Below are 20,351 nucleotides of genomic sequence, written 5' to 3'. Positions count from 1 at the left end.
CACAAAGGACACAAAGATTGATCGATCATATTGTAAGTTAAACTTATCACACAGAACCTAGAAGAGCCAAAACTTTAAAAACAGTTTAGCGTTCTTCTCGTAGCCGTGAAATTTATTTCACGGCATTTATTGACCGAACAGAGGTTAATCGGCAGCGGGTAAAGCTTTCGATAATTCTCCATTTTGCTGATGATTTGGTCTATCAAATTCGAGAACTAAGTAACGAATTAAACGCGCTAGGGATTTTTGTAGCAAACCTTCAGCAATTTTTTGTCCCATCTGTTGAGTTTCCGGTTTAACGATTAGTTTAGTCATCACTGGCACCATAGCCATGGCATCGAATCCTTTTGTTTCTTGTAAAATAGTAAAGATGTTGCGAAGATGCTCAAAACTCTTAGCATCACCTAACAATTCTGGGGGAGTTTCCTGCACAGTTAAACCCACCTGTTCCCGGAAATTAACCGTGAGATTAAACCAAGTGCGACGACCGAAGTTATCGAGCGCATTGACTAACTCATTAACTAATTTTTCTCGGATAAATATACCCCTGTCTGAAAGGAGAAAATCTAACGCTTGATCGGTGACTTTCTCGAAGTTAAAATCATTAGAATCTTTAGCATTTCGCAGGAGATTTTCTAAACGATTCCAGCGAAAAGTACCGTCTTTAAACAATAAATCTCGCAGGGAATCGCGCAACTCCGTGGAAGGATCGGTGAGCAGACGTTTAGCAATATAAGGATAGGCTTTACTCAGTACCTTAAAATTAGGATCGATGCCAATCGCTATTCCCTCTAAAGTCACCATGGAGCGAATAATCAGGGCATAATAGGCAGGGACTCGAAAGGGAAACTCGTACATCATCGCCGACATTTTATCGGTGATACTTTTAAAGTTTAATTCTGCCACACTCGCCCCCAAAGCATTACCGAAAACTTCCGAAAAAGCGGGAACAATTGGCTCTAAATTGGTAGTTGGTGACAGGAAGTCTAACTTAACGTAATCCTTGGCCAAAGACTCAAAATCCCGGTTGACTAAATGCACCACCGCTTCGATTAAACCGTAGCGTTGATAGGGTTCAATATTGCTCATCATGCCGAAATCAAGATAAGCTAATTTACCGTCGGGGGTCGCTAATAAATTACCCGGATGGGGATCCGCATGGAAAAATCCATGTTCAAGTAATTGACGCAAAGAACACTGCACCCCCACATTAACTAAGTGGGTGGCATCAATACCCTGGGCCTGAATTTCTTTGATATTAGTTAATTTTGTGCCGTCCACCCACTCCATGGTTAAAACCCGTCGCCCGGTATATTTCCAGTAGATTTTGGGGATGTAAATTTCGGCAATGTGACCATAAAGTTGAGCGAATTTTTCGGCGTTTTGTCCCTCGTGAAGATAATTAATTTCTTCAAAAATACGACCAGCTAATTCGTCGGTAATTGCCACTAAATCGGAGCGAAGTCTTTTAATATTACCTTTCGCCCAACTCGCCAAACTACGCATGATATACACATCTAAAGTTATACAGCGAATCAAATCGGGACGCTGTACTTTAACGGCGACTCTCTCTCCGGTTTTTAATTTACCTTTATAAACTTGTCCTAGGGAAGCGGCCGCTATGGGATTGGGGGATAATTCTGCATAAATTTCTTCGGGACAATAACCTAATTCTTCTTCGATAAAACGATAGGCAATTTCGTTAGGAAAAGAGGGAATTTGATCTTGGAGAGTGGTTAATTCTTCTAAATATAAAGGTGGTACTAAATCAGGCCGGGTAGAGAGAGCTTGACCGATCTTAATATAGGTCGGTCCCAATTTGGTCAAAATTTCCCGCAATTGTACGGCCCGTCTAATTTCATTTTTCGGCGATTTTCCCCGCAGTTTATCCCACCAGATACCGATGACAAAAGATAAAACTGGCAGGGCAATTTCGATTAATCTCCCCAAAACTTCTAGAGGTCGCCGACGGTAATAGTCGTTAATAACTTGGGGATTGTAGCGCCAACTCTCGGCTACGTTGTCATCCATGGGGCCGGTATCTTCCCGATGCTCTTCGGGAATATGGACGGGCTGCACTTCAACAGTAATCGCTTCTGGGGTTTGCGTCTCTGGGGAGATCATCTGTTCGGACATAGTTCAGTGACGGGGCAGGGTGATTTGTAAACTATTGTAACAAGTATCGGCTTGCTGCCCGATCTTGTTTCTGTCTCCCTGGTTCTCTGCTCAGGTTGGCTGTCAACTTTCCCCGGATGGTTATTGCCTCTCAAAGTATTCTACGATAGCTCTCGCTATCGATTCTGCACCATCTTTAGCCAGTTTAACCTTTAATCGTGGCGGTTGGGGAGCTTGGCGTAAAAAGTCCCAATTACCTTGAAAAAATTCTTCACTGCTAATAATTTGATGATAACTATAATCTTGGATTCCAGCCAATAAAATCGCTGATTCGGCGAAACCTTCTCGCATTAGGGAAACAATCGGCACCTCTAATTTTAAAGCCTCGGCAAAGGTACTATATCCCGGTTTGGAAATAATTCGATCGCACAGGGGCATAAAATCCACGGGACGATAGCTCCGCTCTGGTTTATCCTCTAGGCGGATTAAATTGGGCAATTCGGGCGCGTTTTTTTCAAAAGTGATAAATTGCCAATCGGGAAAACTGGCGAGGTTATTATAGGGAATTGCTTCTAATCCTAACCCACCAAAACTCAATAAAATAGTTTTTTCTTTAGGGGCATTTAGCTTAAACTCCTGTCGCAATTGTTCTTCACTGTAGCGGGGTGTCCCCCCAGTTAAATTTGCTTCTGTAACGTGAGGAAATGCTGTCATCGCTTCTGCTAAAGGCAGTTTAAATAAGCGATCACATTGATTATAACAACGACTAATCCAATCACTAATACTGGCAAATTCTTCACCCCAATCACGATAGATAAAATCCCAGCCGAAGTTACCGATCATCCAACAAGGAATCCCCGCACTTTTGGCAATTAGTGCCGCTAAAGGGGGTAAATCGGCCACAACTAAACCCACACGATTAGTTTTAATAAAATTAACTTCACTGGCAATAATTGACCTTGATTGAGCAATTATTTGTTCTAGTTTTTCTTTAGTAGCTAATTTATCCATCGTTAAACTATCCGATTGGATTACCCCCACATCAAACCCCCGATGTCTTTGAATATATTCTCCAGATATATAGGAATCTAATAACCAGCGCGGGGCCGTGGTGACTAATATCGGCAAAATTTCGGGATTAAGTTCAATAATATTAGCTACTACCGAAGCACTGCGGACGGCATGGCCAAAACCATGATTAGTAACGGCAAAATAAACAACAGGACGAGACATACAGCAGTTATCTTAATGGTCAGATAAGAAGTTTTCCTTTTGGGGAGTCGGGATACTCCGAGACGATGCCCTGTCAGATCATACTTGATCTTTAAGATAAACGCTGTAATATCTAAGTAAAAGGTAAAAAGGAAAAAAGCGATTAAAATTCTCCCAGTCAGATGTCAAAATAATGATTTCATCACTTTTGACTATTAAAAAACCCTCTCTTCGGGGAGAGGGTGAATTAGATTTAGGGATTTTCCTCTAATCCAAAGACGCGATTAAAAGCTTTCAAGACTTTATAACCAGAATCGATCGATTCTAACGGATCTTTCCGCAAACGGTGACGTAAACAGAGAACAATTACCCGACGGATATCATCTACCGTCACAGTTGTCCGTCCTTCCAAAGCGGCCAGAGCTTTAGCGGCGCGATTGGTAACGATATCGCCGCGCAATCCATCCACGTCCAACTCGGAACAAACCTCGGAAATTTTCACCCGCAGATCATAATCAAGCTCCACGGAAGGCAAAAGATTCTGGGCCTCCACGAGCTTTCTTTGCAGTTCTTCCTGTTCTAAGTTGTATTTCTCTAAAAACGAGAGAGGATTGCCATCAAATTCCGCACGCTGTTCGACGATTTTGACCCGTAGAGGTGGTTCTTTGACGGTGTGAATCTCGGCGTGCATTCCGAAGCGATCGAGCAGTTGTGGGCGCAATTCTCCCTCTTCTGGGTTGCCCGATCCCACCAAAACAAACCGGGCCGGGTGACGGATGGAAATTCCTTCCCGTTCCACCGTATTCCAACCACTAGCGGCCGAATCCAATAGCACATCGACGAGGTGATCGTCAAGTAAATTGACTTCATCCACATAGAGAATGCCGCGGTTAGCTTTGGCCAGCAATCCTGGTTCAAAAGCTTTTACCCCTTCTGACAGGGCCTTTTCGATGTCAATCGTGCCACAGACCCGATCCTCCGTCGCACCGAGGGGCAGATCTACCATCGTCACTTTTTTCTTGGCAATGGTCAAGGGGATGGCCTCGTCCACCTTTTGCCGCACCTCATCGCTCATTAAATCGGGATCATTGGGGTCAGAATTAAAGGGATCGTTAGCAACTACGTCAATTTCTGGTAAAAGGTCGGCTAAAGCCCTAATCGTGGTCGATTTTCCCGTACCTCGATCCCCCATAATCATCACCCCGCCAATTTTGGGGTCGATGACGTTGAGCATTAGGGATAATTTCATTTCTTCCTGGCCGACAATAGCGGTGAAGGGAAAAACCACGCGGCGAGTTTTCGGAGGAGCTTGGGGAGTCACGGTCATAAGTAGATTCAAAAGTCAATAGTTGTTGCGTAAAGAATTATATCTAGTGGGGATTCTAGCCGTCAGCTTTCAGCAAAGCTTTATTATTGTAAGTCTTTTTTCCTGCTTTTTAAGATCCAGCGCCAGAGGGGATGACCCGGCCCTTTGTCCCGAATTTTCTGCACCCGTTGCTCTAAGCGCAGTTTTTCTCTGGGGGAAAGTCCTAAAATAATGTTGCGACTTTGCCAGACTAACACTGCTCCTGTAATGGCAACACAAAAGGCTAGACCGATAGAAGGCCAGTAATTGAAAGCTAAAGTGTATCTAAGGGCTGTCCAAGTAAAATACTGCCGCATTAAGGCTATATCATCTCGTAAAACCCATAAACTCGCCGAACCAATCACTAACCAACAACCCAACACGAACAACCAACGACCCCATACCGTCAGTCGATGTAATCTTTGGACTTGTTGCTGTAGTTCAAAATCGGCCATTTTAGTTGACAATTGCCCCAAAATCTGCTAGGACTCGGGCGTGATTTCGCAGTAAACCCAACAAATTTAAACGATTGCGACGGACAGATTCTTTTTCTGCCATGACTAACACACTATTTTCGCCATCAAAAAAGTCAGCCACCACGGGAGAAATTGCCGTTAAAGCAGTGACGAGACGCTGATAATCTCTTTGCTCTTTTGCGCTGATAGTTTCGGGAATTAGGGCAATTAAAGCGTCATAAAATGCTTGTTCGGAGGATTGTTCAAATAACTCCTTATTGATGATTCCCTTGGCTTCTAGGGTAGTTGTATCTAAATCTCCTTTTTGTGCTAAACGGGTCGAGCGATTGACGGTTTCATAGATGTTGGCTAACTGACCATCCTGACGAATTTGGGATAAAAAGCGAGCGCGTTCACGGGTATCTAATAAATTTTCTAAAGCGCGAGACTTATACTCCGGATCGTTTTCCCCTAAAACTGCATTAACGAGATCATAATCTATCCTCAAATCATCAATTAAGAGAGTTTGCAGACGTTGTAAAAAGAAATCTTTAATCAGATTGGCTGGGTTAGGTTTATCGGGATGACTGGTGACAAAATCCTGAGCTATTTGCTCAATTAATGCCAAAAGATTGATATTAAAATTGGCTGACCAGATAATACTAATTATTGCATTGGCAGCCCGACGGAGAGCGAAGGGATCCGAGGAACCAGTGGGCAGCATTCCCAGTCCAAAAATACCGACTAAAGTATCTAATCTGTCGGCAATTCCCACCACTTGACCGGTTATTGTTTCTGGGAGTAGATCACTGGCATTGCGAGGCAGATAATGTTCAAAAATGCCCCGGGCAACTATAGCCGATTCACCACTAATTAAAGCATATTTTTCGGCCATTACTCCCTGTAATTCTGGAAATTCATAGACCATTTGGGTAACTAAATCCGCTTTACAAAGCATGGCAGTGGACTCTATATCACTGCGACTTTGTTCATCGAGATTTAACTGTTCGACGATCATCTGAGCAATTTCCATAATTCGATCGACTTTATCGCGCATGGTTCCCAATTCTTCTTGGAAAGTGACGTTTTCCAGTTGGGGAAGAAAACTATCTAAGGGTTCATCGCAATCGGCAGTATAGAAAAATCTGGCATCGGCTAACCGTGCGCGGATAACCCTTTCATTTCCTGCGGAGATAATCTCAGATTTCTGGGGATCGCCATTGGAAATAGTGATGAAATAGGGTGACAAACCCTGGGGAGTTTTCACCGGGAAATAACGCTGATGTGTCACCATCACAGTAATAATTACTTCTGGGGGTAATTCCAGAAATTCATCGTCAAATTTGCCAACAATTGCCGTGGGATATTCGACTAAGTTAGTCACTTCTGCCAATAAATCTGCGGGAATTTCTGCCACTCCCTCCAGTGTTTTGGCTAGGGTGGTAATCTGATCAGTAATTATCTGTTGACGCACTTGCGGATCCGCTTCCACAAAAATCGATCGCAAACTGGTTAAATATGCCTGGGGATGACTAATAGCTAGGGATTGCGGGTGTAGAATGCGATGACCAAACGTTAATCGATCGCTGGTTAAAGTGGTAGAGCCATTAATTAATTCTAGGGGCAAAACTTCCCCATCAACTAAAGTTAATAACCAACGAATTGGCCGGGGAAATTTTAAATCTCCATCTCCCCAACGCATAAAACGTCTTCCTTCCAAACGGGTAATCCATTGGGGAATTAATTCGCTTAAAATCTCGGCTGTTTGACGACCCGGAATCGTTTTTTCAATATAGACAAATTCTCCTTTGTCTGTGGCACGAATGGAGAAAGCGTCGGTGCTAACTCCCTGTTTTCGAGCAAAACCCTCACCAGCGGCGGTAATTTGGCCATTTTTGTAGGCTGCACTAACTGGCGGTCCTTTGATCTCCTCGCTGCGAGCCTCTTGCTCCCTCGGTAATCCTGTGATTAACACGGCCAAACGGCGCGGGGTTCCGTAAACTTGAATAGCAGTCGCGTCCAGAGATTCCGTCTCTAAACTCTTGCTAACTCTTTCCTGCAATTGTGCGATCGCGCTATCGACAAAATCTGCGGGTAGTTCTTCTGTACCGACTTCCAGTAAAAAATCCATCTGATTGATTGGCCGTGTTTATGCTTCACCAATCATCTAGGCTATCACAGAAGCCGTGTCCTTAGTTTTTGACTGGTGTTGTTCGACTTTTTGGGTTAGGGTGAAAGATGCAGCACATTGGAATCAGCGACGATGGGAAAGATTAATTTATTAGTCACTGCCACCTCTGAGGATTGGATAGAACAGGCAATTAATAATTTAGAGATTATTCTGCTCGATCATTCCCATTGTGAGCGAAAAGCGGCAGGAGTGGCCTTAAATCTCATGTTTCGTTATCCTTCCTACGCTTCCCTCGTGCGGAAATTGACGGCGATCGCACAAGAGGAATTAGAACATTTTGAACAGGTCAATCAATGGTTAGATAAATGGGGAATTCCCCTCGCTCCTTTGAATTCTCCCCCCTATGGTGCTAAATTAAAGGCCCAGATTCGTCACCAAGAACCCGATCGCCTTTTGGATTCTCTGTTAATATCAGCTTTAATTGAGGCGCGTTCCCACGAAAGATTAGGTTTATTGGGAGAATATTGTCCCGATCCTCAATTAGCTCAATTTTATCGCGGTTTAATGGCTTCCGAAGCGCGTCATTATGGTATTTATTGGCTATTAGCAGCGGATTATTTTGAACGGACAGTGATCGAGCAACGTTTAGAAACCCTAGCGGCGATCGAAAGTGAGATTTTAGCCAATCTGCACCCGGAACCTCGTATTCATAGTTGATTGCACTAATAGAGACAATGGCTGCAGCTCACATTTGCAGAAATACGGACAATTAGCAATTATCAGTGACTCTTAAATTATTACAAATATATCAGCAGCTGCCTGTAAGCATCCCACCAAAAAACTAATGCGCGAGGGGTTTGGGGACGGCACTTCGACACGCTCAGTGACCGCGCTTGCGTCCCCAACGGGGGGTTTGGGGGGTAGAACCCCCCAAAAGCTTGGATTGAGTGATCAAATCGGAAGTAATGACTAATTTTAGAAGATAGTTTCCCCGTAAAAATCCCAACTCAGTAGATTTACAAAAATCAGATGCACCCAAGGACAAACCCTATCTAAATTACTCATTGAACTCAATTTCTCTCTTAGAAAAGGGTAAATCTTGATTGATTGCATCAATTTCTTCCTGTTCCATTTGATTAATTTCTTGGATATAATTGCGGAGAATTTGAGTCATTTTGCCATGATAAAAACGGTGTAAACTATGATTAGCAGTGGCGGGAAAACCCCGTCTTTTTTTATGTTGTCCTCCCGCACCCGGGTCAAACATGGTAATACCTTGACTAATTGCCCAATCGATCGGTTGATAGTAACAAGCTTCAAAATGTAAACAGTCGTACTCTTGAAAACTGCCCCAGTAACGACCATAAAGATTAGTATCTTTGCGAATACAAAAAGATAAACCCACCGGTTTAGTATCTTTTTCATTTTGGTAGGCAGTAATCAAAACCACTCGCTGACGATAATTCGGATATAATTGTTCAAAAAATTTCTGTGTCAGATATTTACTTCCCCAGTAAAATTTATCACAGGTACTGCTATAAAACCGATAAATTAACGGGAATAAATGATGGGGAATTTCTTCGGCGGCCAGAGTTTTAATAATTAACCCCGCATTAGTCACCGCTTTCCGTTCCCGTTTAATATTGCGCCGTTGATTAGCATTAAAAACCGTCAGATAATCTTCAAAACTTTGAAAACCTTTGTTATTCCAGATATAACTATGGTGTAACCAGGGAGTAAAGCCAAAATTTTCCATTAAAATTCGCCATTGGGGATCCACAAAAAGAAAATGACAACCCGACAGATGATTTTGGTCACAAAAATGATCGATTGCCCCTATCATTAAAGCAGTAATTTCCAGTTCATTTTCCCCCGGAGCAATTAAAAAACGATAACCCACCGCCGGAGTAAAAGGGGTCATTCCTAACAGTTTTGGATAGTATCTAATCCCTAAACGACGGGAAAGATCCGCCCATTGATGGTCAAAGACAAATTCACCGTAACTATGACTTTTAATATACAAAGGAGCGGCGGCAATTAACTCAGCACCGCGCCAAACTGTGAGATGAGCAGGTTGCCACCCGGTGCGTCCCGTGGCGCTGCCGGAAGTTTCGATATTATGTAACCATTCCCACTCTAGAAAGGGAGTAGTTAGGGGTTGAGCGAGAGCATCCCATTTTTGTTGGGGAATCTCACTCATTTTATCAATCCAAGCCACAGAATATTGAGGTTTAAGCTGTTCTACCATGGGACAAGATAAGTCAACCTTTTTATTTAAGGTAATCTAGTTTTGAGATTTGTGGGACTCCCGTTCAAGGGAATAATGTAGGAAAATTTCTTCTTCCACGGTTTCCACGCTCAAAAGTCGTAATTTTCTGGCAGAATCAGCCATAAATCCAGTGCCTCCCAGGGGAGTTGCCGCTTTATTGCCTCCTAACAGCAAAGGACAAATAGTTAGATAGATTTCATCGATTAAATCTTCAGCTAAAAGAGAGGCAATTAATTCACCTCCTCCCAGAATCGCCAGCTTTTTAATACCTAGGGCGGTAAATTGACTAAAAATAGCCTTCCAATCACCGCAGACTAAGACAAGCTCAAATAAACCCCGATTTTCCCATGCTGCCACTTTTTCCGCTGCCGTGATTAACCAGCGTGGGAAAGGCTGCTGAAAAAATTTCATCCGGGGATCAAGCTGGCCTGAATGAGAACAAACGATCTGTATCGGCTGCGGGGATAATCCCAGTTGTTGACGGTATGCGAGAAAATCGGGATGACGGATAGGAAGACTGGTGTGATAAGCGCGTAGGGTGTTAGCACCGAATAAAGCGGCATCCATGGGGGATAAATGTTGTTCTAGACGCATTTTATCGGTAGCAGAAGCAAATCTGGCCGCTGACTGGTAGGCGTCGGCAATTTTACCATCGGCACTCATGGCTAAAATAACAGTGGTGTGAGGACGATTCATGGCAAATGACGAGGAATATCACCAGGTCCGATTGGCGAATACGCTAGTATGGTCTGGAGTTTGATAGCAAGAGTCAAACCAATTTCTGCCCATGTCTATCGGTCAATCCTCCTTTCGTCGTATTCTGCTCTCTCGCTTACTCCTGGTCAGTGTACCTGTACTACTAATGGGAGTTTATGTTACCTATCGTAAGGCGCGTTCGGCTTTTTTGGAAACGGCCCGTCAAAATCTTACCGAAAGTGCCGTCAGAAAAGCAGATAATATTGATCAATCAATTCAATTTTTGCAGGCTAATCTTATCACTGCGGGTGAAAGTCTGGTTTTAAAACAGGGAACCTTAGCCGAAAAAGAAGCTTTTTTACAACAATTCACGGCGCAGCTTCCTAATCAGATTAACTGTGTGGGATTAATTGATGTTAAGACCAAGAAGCCTTTATTAAATCGAGCCTGTGAACCAGAAGTTATCCAAGTTTTGCCTCTAGAAAGATGGACGGAAAAACGGACTGGCTTTGCTGGGAATATCGAAAATATTTTAGTTAGAAGTTTACCCAAGCAATTTCTAACTAAATCTCCCAATAATAATCGTCAATTAGAATTAATTTTTGCCGTTCCCATCTACGATGATCAAGGACAATTACAATCTAGTCTGATTCTGCAAGCTTCTCTCCTTTACAGTGAGAAGGTTTTACCCGGTTCTTTGTCAGGTTATCCCGTGGTTATTTCTGAAAATGGCATTATTCTCGCTCATCCCTATTTCGAGCGCATTGGTCGCCAGATCAGTCAAGAAGCTGATGCTGAACGCCTCAATATAATCATCAGTAATGCTGTTAGAGGTCAGCAGAGATTTCTCCATTTATTTTCTTTCGAGAAAGATGGCAAAGAATTAGTCGCCGGCTATAGTTCCCTCCCAAGTCCAGTTACGGGAGAATCATCCCAAAAATGGGTAGTTCTAGCCATTAGTCCCCTCTCCCAAGCTCTCGCTCCTCTACAACAAATTTGGGAGGCAATTTTTTATCTAATTTCTGGTTTATTATTAGCTTATTTAGTAGCTATTATACTGATCGCCAGGGATTTAGCTATACCTTTAGAAAAACTGCGAGATTATGCCTTAAATATTCAAAAAATTCCTTCCCAAAAGATTAGACCAGAAAACTTTAATATTCGAGAAATTAATCAGTTAGCCTCGGCCTTAGAGGAAATGATCGAACGTTTACGTCTTTGGGGAGAGGAAATAGTTAAGAGTTGGCAAGAAGCGGAAAATGCTAATCAATTAAAAAACCAATTTTTGGCGAATACTTCCCACGAATTACGCACCCCTCTTAATGGTATTATTGGCTCAATTCGTTGCGTTATGGATGGATTTTGTAGTAGTGAGCAGGAGGAAAAAGAATATCTGCAACAAGCGGATAATGCGGCCGTACATCTTTTGGAAATTATTGATGATATTCTCAGTATTGCTAAAATAGAAGCGGGTAAACTTTCCGTTAATCCTGAACCAATAGATTTACACGAAATTATCAATGAAGTTATTAATTTACAAACAGCATCGCTGCAACTTAAGTGCTTAAAATTAAATTTACTTTTCTGTCCAGAAAATCTGATAGTTTATGCTGATCCCACTAAATTAAAACAGGTAATTTTGAATGTTATTTCTAACTCAATTAAATTTACTGATAGAGGCACAATTTCTTTAATAACTCACTTAGAACATCCACAGGCTATTATGACTATAATCGATACAGGAATCGGTATAGATCCCCAGCAGCAATCAAAATTATTCCGTCCTTTCGTGATGGTTGATGGTTCCACAACTAGAAAATTTAGCGGTACGGGTTTAGGATTAGCTATTTCCAAGAATTTTATGAAGATGATGGGGGGAGATATTACTATCTCTAGTCAAGGTCAAGGTTTAGGAACAACTGTGGAAATTATTCTTCCTCTGGTGGGGGAAAAAAAGTTTGATTCTACCCCAGGGAAAAACTCATCTTTGCCGATTCTTCCCTCTCTTAAAAGCTAAAATATCTCTATTTAACTACTGTAATTTCCAGGTAATTTAGTTTATAATTCCTCTAAACTTTCTACAGGCAAATTAACCACCTGATAAGCACCAAAAACCTCGATCGCATCGGTATAATTGGTTAATTCTTCTAAAGTTGCCCCGATTAAATGCTGTTGATCTGGATTAATTTCTAGATCGATAAAAAATATGTATTCACCTAAAGATCGTTTCGTTGGTCGCGATTCGATCCGAGATAAATTAAGCTGACGTTTGGCAAAAACTTCTAAGGGTTTGACTAAAGCACCCGGTTGATCTAAAACTTGAAAAGCGAGGGACATCCGCTCACCTTGAGGATGGGAAGTTAAAGCCATTACCCAAAAACGGGTACAATTATCGGGATAATCATTAATTGGTTGTATTAATATTGGTACATGATAGAGTTTGGCAGCCCGGGGAGAAGCAATCGCGGCCGAATTAGTCTCTCGATCGAGAATTTGAATCGCTTCTGTGGTAGAATTTGTGGGAATAATCGGCACGGTAGGTAAATTATTTTCTAGCCATTTTTGACATTGGGCCAAAGCTTGGGGATGGGAATAAACAGTTTTAATTTCTGTTAGCGATTGTCTGGGAGATAGAAGTGCATGGGAAATCGGTAAAACTAATTCTTGTTGAATCTTTAACCCGGGTAATTGCCATAAAGCATCAAGAGTCATTACCACACTTCCTTCGGTGGAATTTTCCACCGGGACCACTGCTAAATCGGCCTGATTTTGGACAACTGATCGCAGGGCCAAGGCAATGCTAGGATAGGGTATTAATTGACGAGGCTGGGGTGGTAAACTGTTAGCAAATGCTAAAGCGGCTGTTTCTGAATAGGTTCCCACTGGCCCCAGATAAGCGATCTTGACAGTCATTTAGATTATCCCCGCAAGCAATTTTTTCTAGCTATTACAGCCTTTCTCATCCACATCAAGTATAACCTAATTTGGTATTGACTCCTATCCCCTATCCGATGAATTCTGTTATCATCATCTCAAGTCAGCTTCACTTTGTTTGATGGTCAATTGACTGATTTTTTGGCGAGTTTCCTCGATGGTTAACCCTTGGGCTAAATCTCCCAATTCTTTGAGCAGATCATTAGTCAAGGAAAGAGATATTTGGCTATCCTGGCCCGATAAATAGACAACTTTGGCTAATTCGGCCAGTTTAACTTTTTTGCTGGTGCGATTTTGGTAACTGACCGAAAACCCGTTAATCTCCGCAGCTTCTTGCTTAATCATTGCCGACTTTAAACGTTCCTTGAGATGTTCAATCTCTGTATCTAAAATCTTCCATTGCTGGTAAATTTCCCAATAACGATTAGTTAATCTTTCCAGATTCTCACCAGCAGGATCGGGAGTAATTAAATGGGAAAGCTGCAAAAGACGATGATGGATTTGGGCCGTATATACGGGGTCTTTTTGTGCATATTCTAGCTGGGCCGCGGTTAAAGGTCTTTTGCCCCAATTACCCCCCTGTTCACTTTTATCAATAGCGGGAAAATGACAAAGACATTCGGCCAGGGTTTTTAGTTGATAATTGGGTAAAGGAGCAATATAGTAGGGAACCTTTTTAGCTAACTCTAGGGTACAGGTAATTTTTTTAACTTGGCCCTTACCGCCCAAAAATTTACAATCATAACTAGCATTGTGAAAAACCTTTTCTATCCGGTCAACCAACATGATTTTAGTGATAAAATAGTCAGTAAGATCGGGTTGATCGAGAACATCCAAAATTGTCACCCGCTCCCCCGTTAAGTCCGTGGAATCAGCCAGAATTTGAATCAGAGACAAACGGGGAGTCTTGCTATCGTAATCGGCTACTTCCGTATCTAACCAAAGAATGGGAAAATGAGAAAAGTGATCGATCGCATTCCTAATAGCGTCGGATTCCGTTAAATAAGGCATGGTTGCAGAGGTGGAAAAATGTATCAAAAAATCTTGATAGCAATAGATTTATCAGAGATGGGGGAGAGTGTTTTTAAAGAGGCTGTATCCTTAGCCAGTAAGTATGAAGCTAACCTCCTATTACTGCACGTCCTTTCCCCTGAAGAAGATTATAGCCCTTTACCGATTCCGCCCAATTTAGCCGATATTTACCCCGCCCAGGGTAATGATCTCACTCTCGATTTTTGGCGGCAACAATGGGAAGAATTCGAGCAAAAAGGGCTGGAAATGTTGCAAAAAAGAGCTAATCAGGCGGGAGAAATGGGCGTCAAGGGAGAATACCAGCAAATTTACGGTCATGCCGCCAAAACTATCTGTAAAGTGGCGCGAGAGGAAAATATTGATTTAATTGTCATCGGTCGGCGTGGGCGATCGGGTCTAGGAGAGTTATTCTTAGGTAGTGTGAGTAACTATGTTCTTCATCATGCCCCCTGTTCCGTCTTAATTGTTCAACATCATCAGGACTAAAAATTCCCGTTAGGTATTCCCCCCTAAAATCCCCAAACGATTAAAAGGAAAAAAGCGAAAAACCGCCCTACCAATCACGTTATTTTCTGGTAAAAACCCCCAGATATGGGAGTCATTGCTGTTATTGCGATTATCTCCCATGACAAATAAGTTATTTTCCGGCACGAGCAAAGGCATTAAATTATATTGGGGAGGTTCGAGAATATAATCCTCCAACAAGGGTTGATTATTCAGGTAAATTTTGCCCTCCTTGACAGCAATCACATCCCCTGGGGTGGCAATCACTCTTTTAATAAAAGCTTGGTCCTTTTGATATCCCTGTAATTGTAATTGTGCCGGCGGTTCAAAGACGACGATATCCCCCCGTCGAGGGGGATGGAAATCGTAGGAAAGTTTTTCCACCACTAAGCGATCGCCCTGTTCTAAAGTGGGTAACATAGAATCGGAGGGGATAAAACGAGGTTCAGCCACAAAAGTGCGAATCAGTAGGGCTAAAACTAAAGCTATAGCGATAATTTGCAGATTTTCTCGAATAGAAGCCCAAAAACTCTTGGATTTGTCCTTATTAATTTCTTGCTCTTGCATTATTGCCCGGATGATGGTTGGTTTAACTTAGCTTTCGCTTGCTGCCAAAAAACTGTTAATTCCTCCAGTGTATAGTCATGGAGAGGCTTTTCCGCCAAGGATTCCACTAGGGAAAAACGTTGAATAAAACGCAGATTAGTCTCTTGTAAAGCGATACTGGGGTCTAAATTATACCAGCGAGCAAGATTGACAATAGTAAAGAGTAAATCGCCTAATTCTGCCTGTTGATGCTCTTTATCGCCCGATTCGAGGGAATCGTGCCATTCTGCTAACTCTTCGTCGAATTTTTCCCAGACTCCTCCGATATTTTCCCACTCAAAACCGACTCGCGCTGCTTGCCGAGAAATTTTCATCGCCCCCATCAAGGGTGGTAAAGTTTGGGCATAACGGGTTAATTTGCCGCTAATAGTCGGGTCATTTTTTTCCTCAGCTTTGATTTTTTCCCAATTTTGACGCACCTGTTCGGTATTTTCTAAGGATAGCTCCCCGAAAACGTGGGGATGACGACGAATTAATTTATCGGTGATGCCTCTAGCCACCTCTTCTAGGCTAAAATTACCCTCATCACTGGCAATTTGGGCTTGTAAAACCACCTGTAGCAGTAAATCGCCTAATTCCTCGGCAATGGCAGTTTTATCACCGCTTTTAATCGCCGCTACCACCTCATAAGCTTCTTCGATAACGTAGGGAATCAGGGTTTCTGGGGTTTGGGCTAAATCCCAAGGACAGCCGCTTTCTGGATCTCGTAAACGGGCAACAACGCTGATTAAATGGTTTAATGCCGCTAAGATGCCCTTGTAGCTGGGATTGTCGGTTTCTGGAAGGCTAGACATCGATTTTTTCCGGTTTTCTCGCCCATTATACCGGTTAGTTATCAGTGATCAGTTATCAGTTATCAGTTATCAGTTATCAAAAGCTCTCGTCTCCCTGTCTTCTAATATTCAGTTACAGCCTTTCTGATAATAGATCAAGTTTAACCTAATTTGAGCGAAGACCGACTCCCCATTATTCAGATAACTGCTTTAGCTCAATAATGATGAAAAAACCCGGGTTTCCCCGGGTTGCACTAGCTTGGAGTGTGTATAATCAACCGATAAAGCAGTTGAAAACTTAAATAAATCTAAATAGAAAAAAGGTAAGCAATTCCACTGTAAGAAAATCAGATTTAATGAACTACTCCGCAAGTTAGGGGACAAGAAGCATAAACAGCTTGATGAGAGGTTTTTACCTCACCGTGTAGCCAGTGCAACCAGCTAACTTCATGGGGATGAACACCTTTTGCTGCTAATAAAGCGGCACTAATTAGGATAGCCAAAATATTGATACCAATAATCATTCCCGCAACTAAAAGCACGGAACTAATCGGTAAAACTGACTGTAAGATAATCGCAGACAATGCTCCCACTGTCATCATTAATACTACTAAAGGAAATCCCACTACTAATAAACAGACAGTGAGGACGAAACTCCAGAGAAGAAAGCTTTTTAGCATTGCTAAAGAAACGTGGCCCCAGTTATTTCTTGCGGTTAATTGCATCTTCCTGACCTCTTACAAACTTGGTGGTCTAACTTTTCTGCACGTCGGCTCAAAGTTGATGAAGACCAGTATAGGAAAAACACCGAAGAAGATGAGCTATTCGCAATATAAATTTACAATCATCGCCGATCATCTATGTTATATGTATCGAACTATTACAAGAATCGGCGAGAGGTATCGAAAACTTTACAATCGGTTTCTCTTGATCCCCAATGCAGTTTCCTACTGAAATCCTTGATCCCCGTCGATAATCCTTTCTTGTCTCCCTGTCCTCAGATTTTTCCTCGTCTCGTTGTAACAAATATTTACAAGTACCTCTAGAATTCTCAGAAAATAAGTGGACGACAGTAACCAGTAATCAGTCACCAGTAATCAGTAAACTGAAAACTCACATTTGTCACAGAATTGACATCTGGCTGTTATAGTCCTGACAAATTTGAGTTATATGCTGAAGTTAATCCAGCAAAGGAATAAATCATTTCCCCTAGTCCGGCTTTCCTCAAGCTGCCCACACAGGGTCTAGGGGAAGTTTATTTTTCTACAGATTTTACCCGTTCTTTGCACACAACATCATCAAAATAAATCCCCGTCCCCGCACCTTTAAGCTGTACTGCATTTAAACTGCCTATTGGTTTTTAGTACAAATGCTCTAACCCTCTCTCCCTGCTCCCTTCCCCCCTGCAATCTTAACGAGTAATTTAGATAGTCAAAAGTTGACCGGCGATGGGGGAAAACCGCTACCCGGCCGGAAAAGGAATTTTTTCTAGAACTTGACGAGCCTTGCCAACAGGAAAGACAGTCAGGCAGACTAACCTAAAAAGGTTTTTTGGGCGAAAATATGGTTTCTTGCCCTTCTGTCTCCCTAAACACGGTCTTAGCTCTGATGGCGAGCATAATCATCCTGAAAACGCACTATATCATCCTCTCCTAAATATTCCCCATTCTGCACTTCAATTAATACCAATTTGATCACCCCGGGGTTTTCCAGACGGTGAGCGGTACACTGCGGCACATAGGTGGACTGATTGGCACCAAGAATTTCCTCGTTATCTCCACAGGTGACTTTTGCCGTCCCCGAAACCACAATCCAGTGTTCACTGCGATGGTAGTGCATCTGTAAACTGAGACGATGACCCGGATTCACCTCAATCCGCTTGATTTTATATCCAGGACCCTCTTCTAAAGTAGTGAAGGAACCCCAGGGCCTAAATTCTGTTGCCGCCGATTCTACGCTCGAAATAAGCTGAAATGGTGCCAGATCTTGGGATGCGATCATTATATATGTCTCCATTGTTAGGTCTGATCTTAGTCCAAGATAGCAGCAAAAACCCTAGATGGCATCTAAATCAGTGACCAGTAATCAGTAATCACTGATTTAGTCTTCGTCGCTGTTGAGAATACGGGGAACCCGGAAATAATCCCCTTCTGGGGCCGGCGATTCTTGCACTAAGACCTCGTGATCGCGATAAAGTCTATTACTATCGCCGCGAGTAATATTTTGCATTTCGATCGCTCGCGTGGTGGGTGGCACATTTTCCGTGTCTAATTCGCTTAACTGCTCGAAATAATCCAGTATCCCGCTTAATTGCCCCGCAAATTCTTCTTCTTCGGCGCTATTAATCTCTAAACGGGCTAAATGAGCGATTTTTTCAACTGTGGCTCGATCGATCATGGGGGAAATGGGGTAATGATGAATAATGAATGATGAATTGGGGAGTGGGGAGAATAAATAAAAGCAATTTCCTGTCTCCTGTCTCCTCAATTTAGAAGAAAACATCAATTTCCGATCGCCCGGTGATTTTCAGCCAGTTTTGGGCTTCAATGTAGTTATTGGGGGCTAATCGGATGGCTTGTTTCCAGTATTCTGCCGCTTTGTCGTAGAGCGCTTCTGCTTCGGCCTGTCGGCCGTCTTCTCTGGCTTTTTCCCCTTGAAAATGGTAAATAACGGCGATATTATTCAAGGCGGAGGGCATTCTGGGATTAAGTTGGATAGCTTCCTCGTAATATTCCAGAGCCTTTTCATGCTCGCCGTTACTAGCGTGGATAATGCCGATATTGTAGAGGATATAACTGCGATCATTAGGATCCTCTTCTAATGTTAAAGCCTCATAGTAATTATCGAGGGCTTCGGCGTATTCGCCGTCAGCTTGGGCAGACATCCCATCGCGATAATAAACAAAGGCTTCCTTGGCTTTTTTATCGGCGGGGAGCATCTTTAAAATGATATCCGCCATGACGGTAAAGGATTTATCAATAAAATTATCGTTACGTTGAGTGCGTGGCATAATTAGGACGATTAGGCGATCAAAATGACTATTTACCTTTTTGACACTCTCGCCATCACACCGCGAAGCGGTGTGATGGGAGATTCTTGCTTCACAGAAACCTGCTTTTTGAGACGAATCCCAACGAGTCTTACAGTCTCTCCACAAGCTTAAACTCCTGACTGCCCATCAGTATTTGTTGACAGGATTCTTAGTCCTTCTGCTCTTAAATTCTTGGCGGCATTTTCGTCTCTATCGTGATAAGTATTGCCTTCTGGACAGAGCCATTCTCTAATACTTAACGTCAAAGAATCTTTTTTAAATCCACAACATGAGCAAAGTTTTGAACTAGGAAAAAATCTGTCAACCTCGACAAGTTTTCCTCCTTCTCTATCTAGCTTGTAGCTTAAGAAATTTAGCAACATACCCCAACTAGCATCATGTACTGATTTAGCTAATTTGGTATGGGCTAATCCTTTGACACAAAGGCTCTCTGCTACTATGATTTGGTTTTCATCAACTAGCTTTCTTGAGATTTTATCGAGTAAATCTTCTCTGGTGTTAGCGATTTTTTCGTGGACTCTAGCCACGATTTTTACCGCCTTTCTACGATTGTTAGATCCCTTGACCTTCCGAGAGAGTTTTTGTTGCCTACGTTTTAAACGTTTAGCATACTTTCTTGTCGGTTTAACTGAATCTATTTTGTCAGCTTTTTCTCCATCATAAACCGTTACTAAAGTTAATAATCCTAAATCAACTCCTGAAATTTTACCAATTTGGGGATTGATATTTTCAGCAATTGCCAACAGAATTGAGGCATAATACTTATCGCTACTGGTTTTAGATACCGTCCCCCATTTAATTGTGCCGTTGACTGGTTGAGAAATTTTGGCTTTAACAATCCCTATTTTGGGAAGCTTTAGTCCCTTATTTCTCATTGAACAACTCTCAGGGTAACGGATTGATTGTTTTTTCTGCTTACTTTTAAAGTTGGGGAATCTACCTGTCTGGTTGAAAAAATTTTTGCAAGCCGTCTCTAAATTTTTTAGAGATTGCTGTAATGTGGTAGCTGTAGCCTCTTTTAACCATGAGTAGTTGGCGTCTTTTTTGAGTTGGGTTAAGTCTTTGGCCCTATCGACATAAGACATACCTCTTCCCGTTTCTCGGTACTGTGTGTTACTCTTGTTAAGATAGTAATTATACACAAATCGACAGCAGCCTGAGTTTTTTAGCCAGGCTATTTCCTGCTCTTTGTTCGGATAAATCCTTACTTTCACAACGTCTAACATT

General features: G+C 42.3%; 19 protein-coding genes. 3 read left to right on the top strand and 16 right to left on the bottom strand.

The genetic code is table 11. The features are described from left to right. Positions 1 to 144 precede the first annotated feature (144 nt). The 5 genes from myaer_RS11855 to glyS all read right to left on the bottom strand — a co-directional run bounded on the left by myaer_RS11855 (position 145) and on the right by glyS (position 7,258). Positions 145 to 2,136, bottom strand: a complete 1,992-nt coding sequence (locus myaer_RS11855; protein ID WP_046662242.1) for an ABC1 kinase family protein — start codon at positions 2,134 to 2,136, stop codon at positions 145 to 147. Positions 2,137 to 2,256: 120 nt separating this feature from the next. Beyond that, a complete protein-coding gene (locus tag myaer_RS11850) occupies positions 2,257 to 3,348 on the bottom strand; it encodes a glycosyl transferase (protein WP_046662241.1) in 1,092 nt (363 codons plus the stop codon). A 232-nt stretch (positions 3,349 to 3,580) separates the two neighbouring features. Further along, the gene (bchI, locus tag myaer_RS11845) at positions 3,581 to 4,654 is read right to left on the bottom strand and encodes a magnesium chelatase ATPase subunit I (protein WP_046662240.1); all 1,074 of its coding nucleotides are present in this window, start codon (positions 4,652 to 4,654) and stop codon (positions 3,581 to 3,583) included. A gap of 83 nt (positions 4,655 to 4,737) precedes the next feature. Next, positions 4,738 to 5,127, bottom strand: a complete 390-nt coding sequence (locus myaer_RS11840) for a hypothetical protein (protein WP_046662239.1) — start codon at positions 5,125 to 5,127, stop codon at positions 4,738 to 4,740. Position 5,128: 1 nt separating this feature from the next. After that, a complete protein-coding gene (gene glyS / locus myaer_RS11835; RefSeq protein ID WP_046662238.1) occupies positions 5,129 to 7,258 on the bottom strand; it encodes a glycine--tRNA ligase subunit beta in 2,130 nt (709 codons plus the stop codon). A gap of 132 nt (positions 7,259 to 7,390) precedes the next feature. Here glyS and myaer_RS11830 point away from each other — a divergent pair, with 132 nt between their 5' ends. Continuing rightward, positions 7,391 to 7,975, top strand: coding sequence for a tRNA-(ms[2]io[6]A)-hydroxylase (locus myaer_RS11830; protein WP_046662237.1), 585 nt, complete (start codon positions 7,391 to 7,393; stop codon positions 7,973 to 7,975). 340 nt (positions 7,976 to 8,315) lie between these two features. Here myaer_RS11830 and myaer_RS11825 read toward each other — a convergent pair whose 3' ends face one another. Together myaer_RS11825 and myaer_RS11820 are read right to left on the bottom strand one after the other, a co-directional pair. After that, positions 8,316 to 9,506: a GNAT family N-acetyltransferase gene (locus myaer_RS11825; protein WP_046662236.1), complete on the bottom strand. Its 1,191-nt coding sequence runs from the start codon at positions 9,504 to 9,506 to the stop codon at positions 8,316 to 8,318. A 36-nt stretch (positions 9,507 to 9,542) separates the two neighbouring features. Beyond that, positions 9,543 to 10,223: a RibD family protein gene (locus myaer_RS11820; protein ID WP_046662235.1), complete on the bottom strand. Its 681-nt coding sequence runs from the start codon at positions 10,221 to 10,223 to the stop codon at positions 9,543 to 9,545. Between the two features lie 91 nt (positions 10,224 to 10,314). Here myaer_RS11820 and myaer_RS11815 point away from each other — a divergent pair, with 91 nt between their 5' ends. After that, positions 10,315 to 12,240 (top strand): sensor histidine kinase, encoded by a 1,926-nt coding sequence (locus myaer_RS11815; protein ID WP_046662234.1) that lies wholly within the window; start codon positions 10,315 to 10,317, stop codon positions 12,238 to 12,240. 41 nt (positions 12,241 to 12,281) lie between these two features. On the opposite strand, the gene pheA is transcribed toward myaer_RS11815, so the two are convergent. Together pheA and myaer_RS11805 are read right to left on the bottom strand one after the other, a co-directional pair. Next, positions 12,282 to 13,136, bottom strand: coding sequence for a prephenate dehydratase (pheA, locus tag myaer_RS11810; protein WP_046662233.1), 855 nt, complete (start codon positions 13,134 to 13,136; stop codon positions 12,282 to 12,284). A gap of 114 nt (positions 13,137 to 13,250) precedes the next feature. Continuing rightward, the gene (locus myaer_RS11805; RefSeq protein WP_046663728.1) at positions 13,251 to 14,168 is read right to left on the bottom strand and encodes a 3'-5' exonuclease; all 918 of its coding nucleotides are present in this window, start codon (positions 14,166 to 14,168) and stop codon (positions 13,251 to 13,253) included. An 18-nt stretch (positions 14,169 to 14,186) separates the two neighbouring features. Here myaer_RS11805 and myaer_RS11800 point away from each other — a divergent pair, with 18 nt between their 5' ends. Continuing rightward, on the top strand, positions 14,187 to 14,675 hold the full coding sequence (locus myaer_RS11800; protein WP_046662232.1) for a universal stress protein: 489 nt from the start codon (positions 14,187 to 14,189) through the stop codon (positions 14,673 to 14,675). Between the two features lie 9 nt (positions 14,676 to 14,684). On the opposite strand, the gene lepB is transcribed toward myaer_RS11800, so the two are convergent. The 7 genes from lepB to myaer_RS11760 form a co-directional block, all read right to left on the bottom strand. Continuing rightward, on the bottom strand, positions 14,685 to 15,260 hold the full coding sequence (lepB, locus tag myaer_RS11795) for a signal peptidase I (protein WP_046662231.1): 576 nt from the start codon (positions 15,258 to 15,260) through the stop codon (positions 14,685 to 14,687). After that, positions 15,260 to 16,093: a nucleoside triphosphate pyrophosphohydrolase gene (gene mazG, locus myaer_RS11790; protein ID WP_046662230.1), complete on the bottom strand. Its 834-nt coding sequence runs from the start codon at positions 16,091 to 16,093 to the stop codon at positions 15,260 to 15,262. Before mazG ends, lepB begins: the two co-directional genes overlap by 1 nt. Before the next feature lie 332 nt (positions 16,094 to 16,425). Further along, a complete protein-coding gene (locus myaer_RS11785; protein ID WP_012267375.1) occupies positions 16,426 to 16,797 on the bottom strand; it encodes a hypothetical protein in 372 nt (123 codons plus the stop codon). An 874-nt stretch (positions 16,798 to 17,671) separates the two neighbouring features. Beyond that, positions 17,672 to 18,073, bottom strand: a complete 402-nt coding sequence (locus myaer_RS11775) for a phosphomannose isomerase type II C-terminal cupin domain (RefSeq protein WP_046662229.1) — start codon at positions 18,071 to 18,073, stop codon at positions 17,672 to 17,674. 99 nt (positions 18,074 to 18,172) lie between these two features. Next, entirely contained in the window at positions 18,173 to 18,469 is a 297-nt protein-coding gene (gene gatC / locus myaer_RS11770; RefSeq protein ID WP_046662228.1) for an Asp-tRNA(Asn)/Glu-tRNA(Gln) amidotransferase subunit GatC, read from the bottom strand. A 91-nt stretch (positions 18,470 to 18,560) separates the two neighbouring features. After that, positions 18,561 to 19,082 (bottom strand): photosystem I assembly protein Ycf3, encoded by a 522-nt coding sequence (locus myaer_RS11765; protein ID WP_046662227.1) that lies wholly within the window; start codon positions 19,080 to 19,082, stop codon positions 18,561 to 18,563. Between the two features lie 149 nt (positions 19,083 to 19,231). Further along, positions 19,232 to 20,350: a transposase gene (locus tag myaer_RS11760; protein WP_235614737.1), complete on the bottom strand. Its 1,119-nt coding sequence runs from the start codon at positions 20,348 to 20,350 to the stop codon at positions 19,232 to 19,234. Between the last annotated feature and the right edge of the window lies 1 nt (position 20,351).

Source organism: Microcystis aeruginosa NIES-2549, assembly GCF_000981785.2.
GTDB lineage: Bacteria > Cyanobacteriota > Cyanobacteriia > Cyanobacteriales > Microcystaceae > Microcystis > Microcystis aeruginosa_C.
The sequence above is the reverse complement of the archived record's forward strand: the minus strand, read 5'-3'. Positions and strand labels throughout refer to the sequence as shown.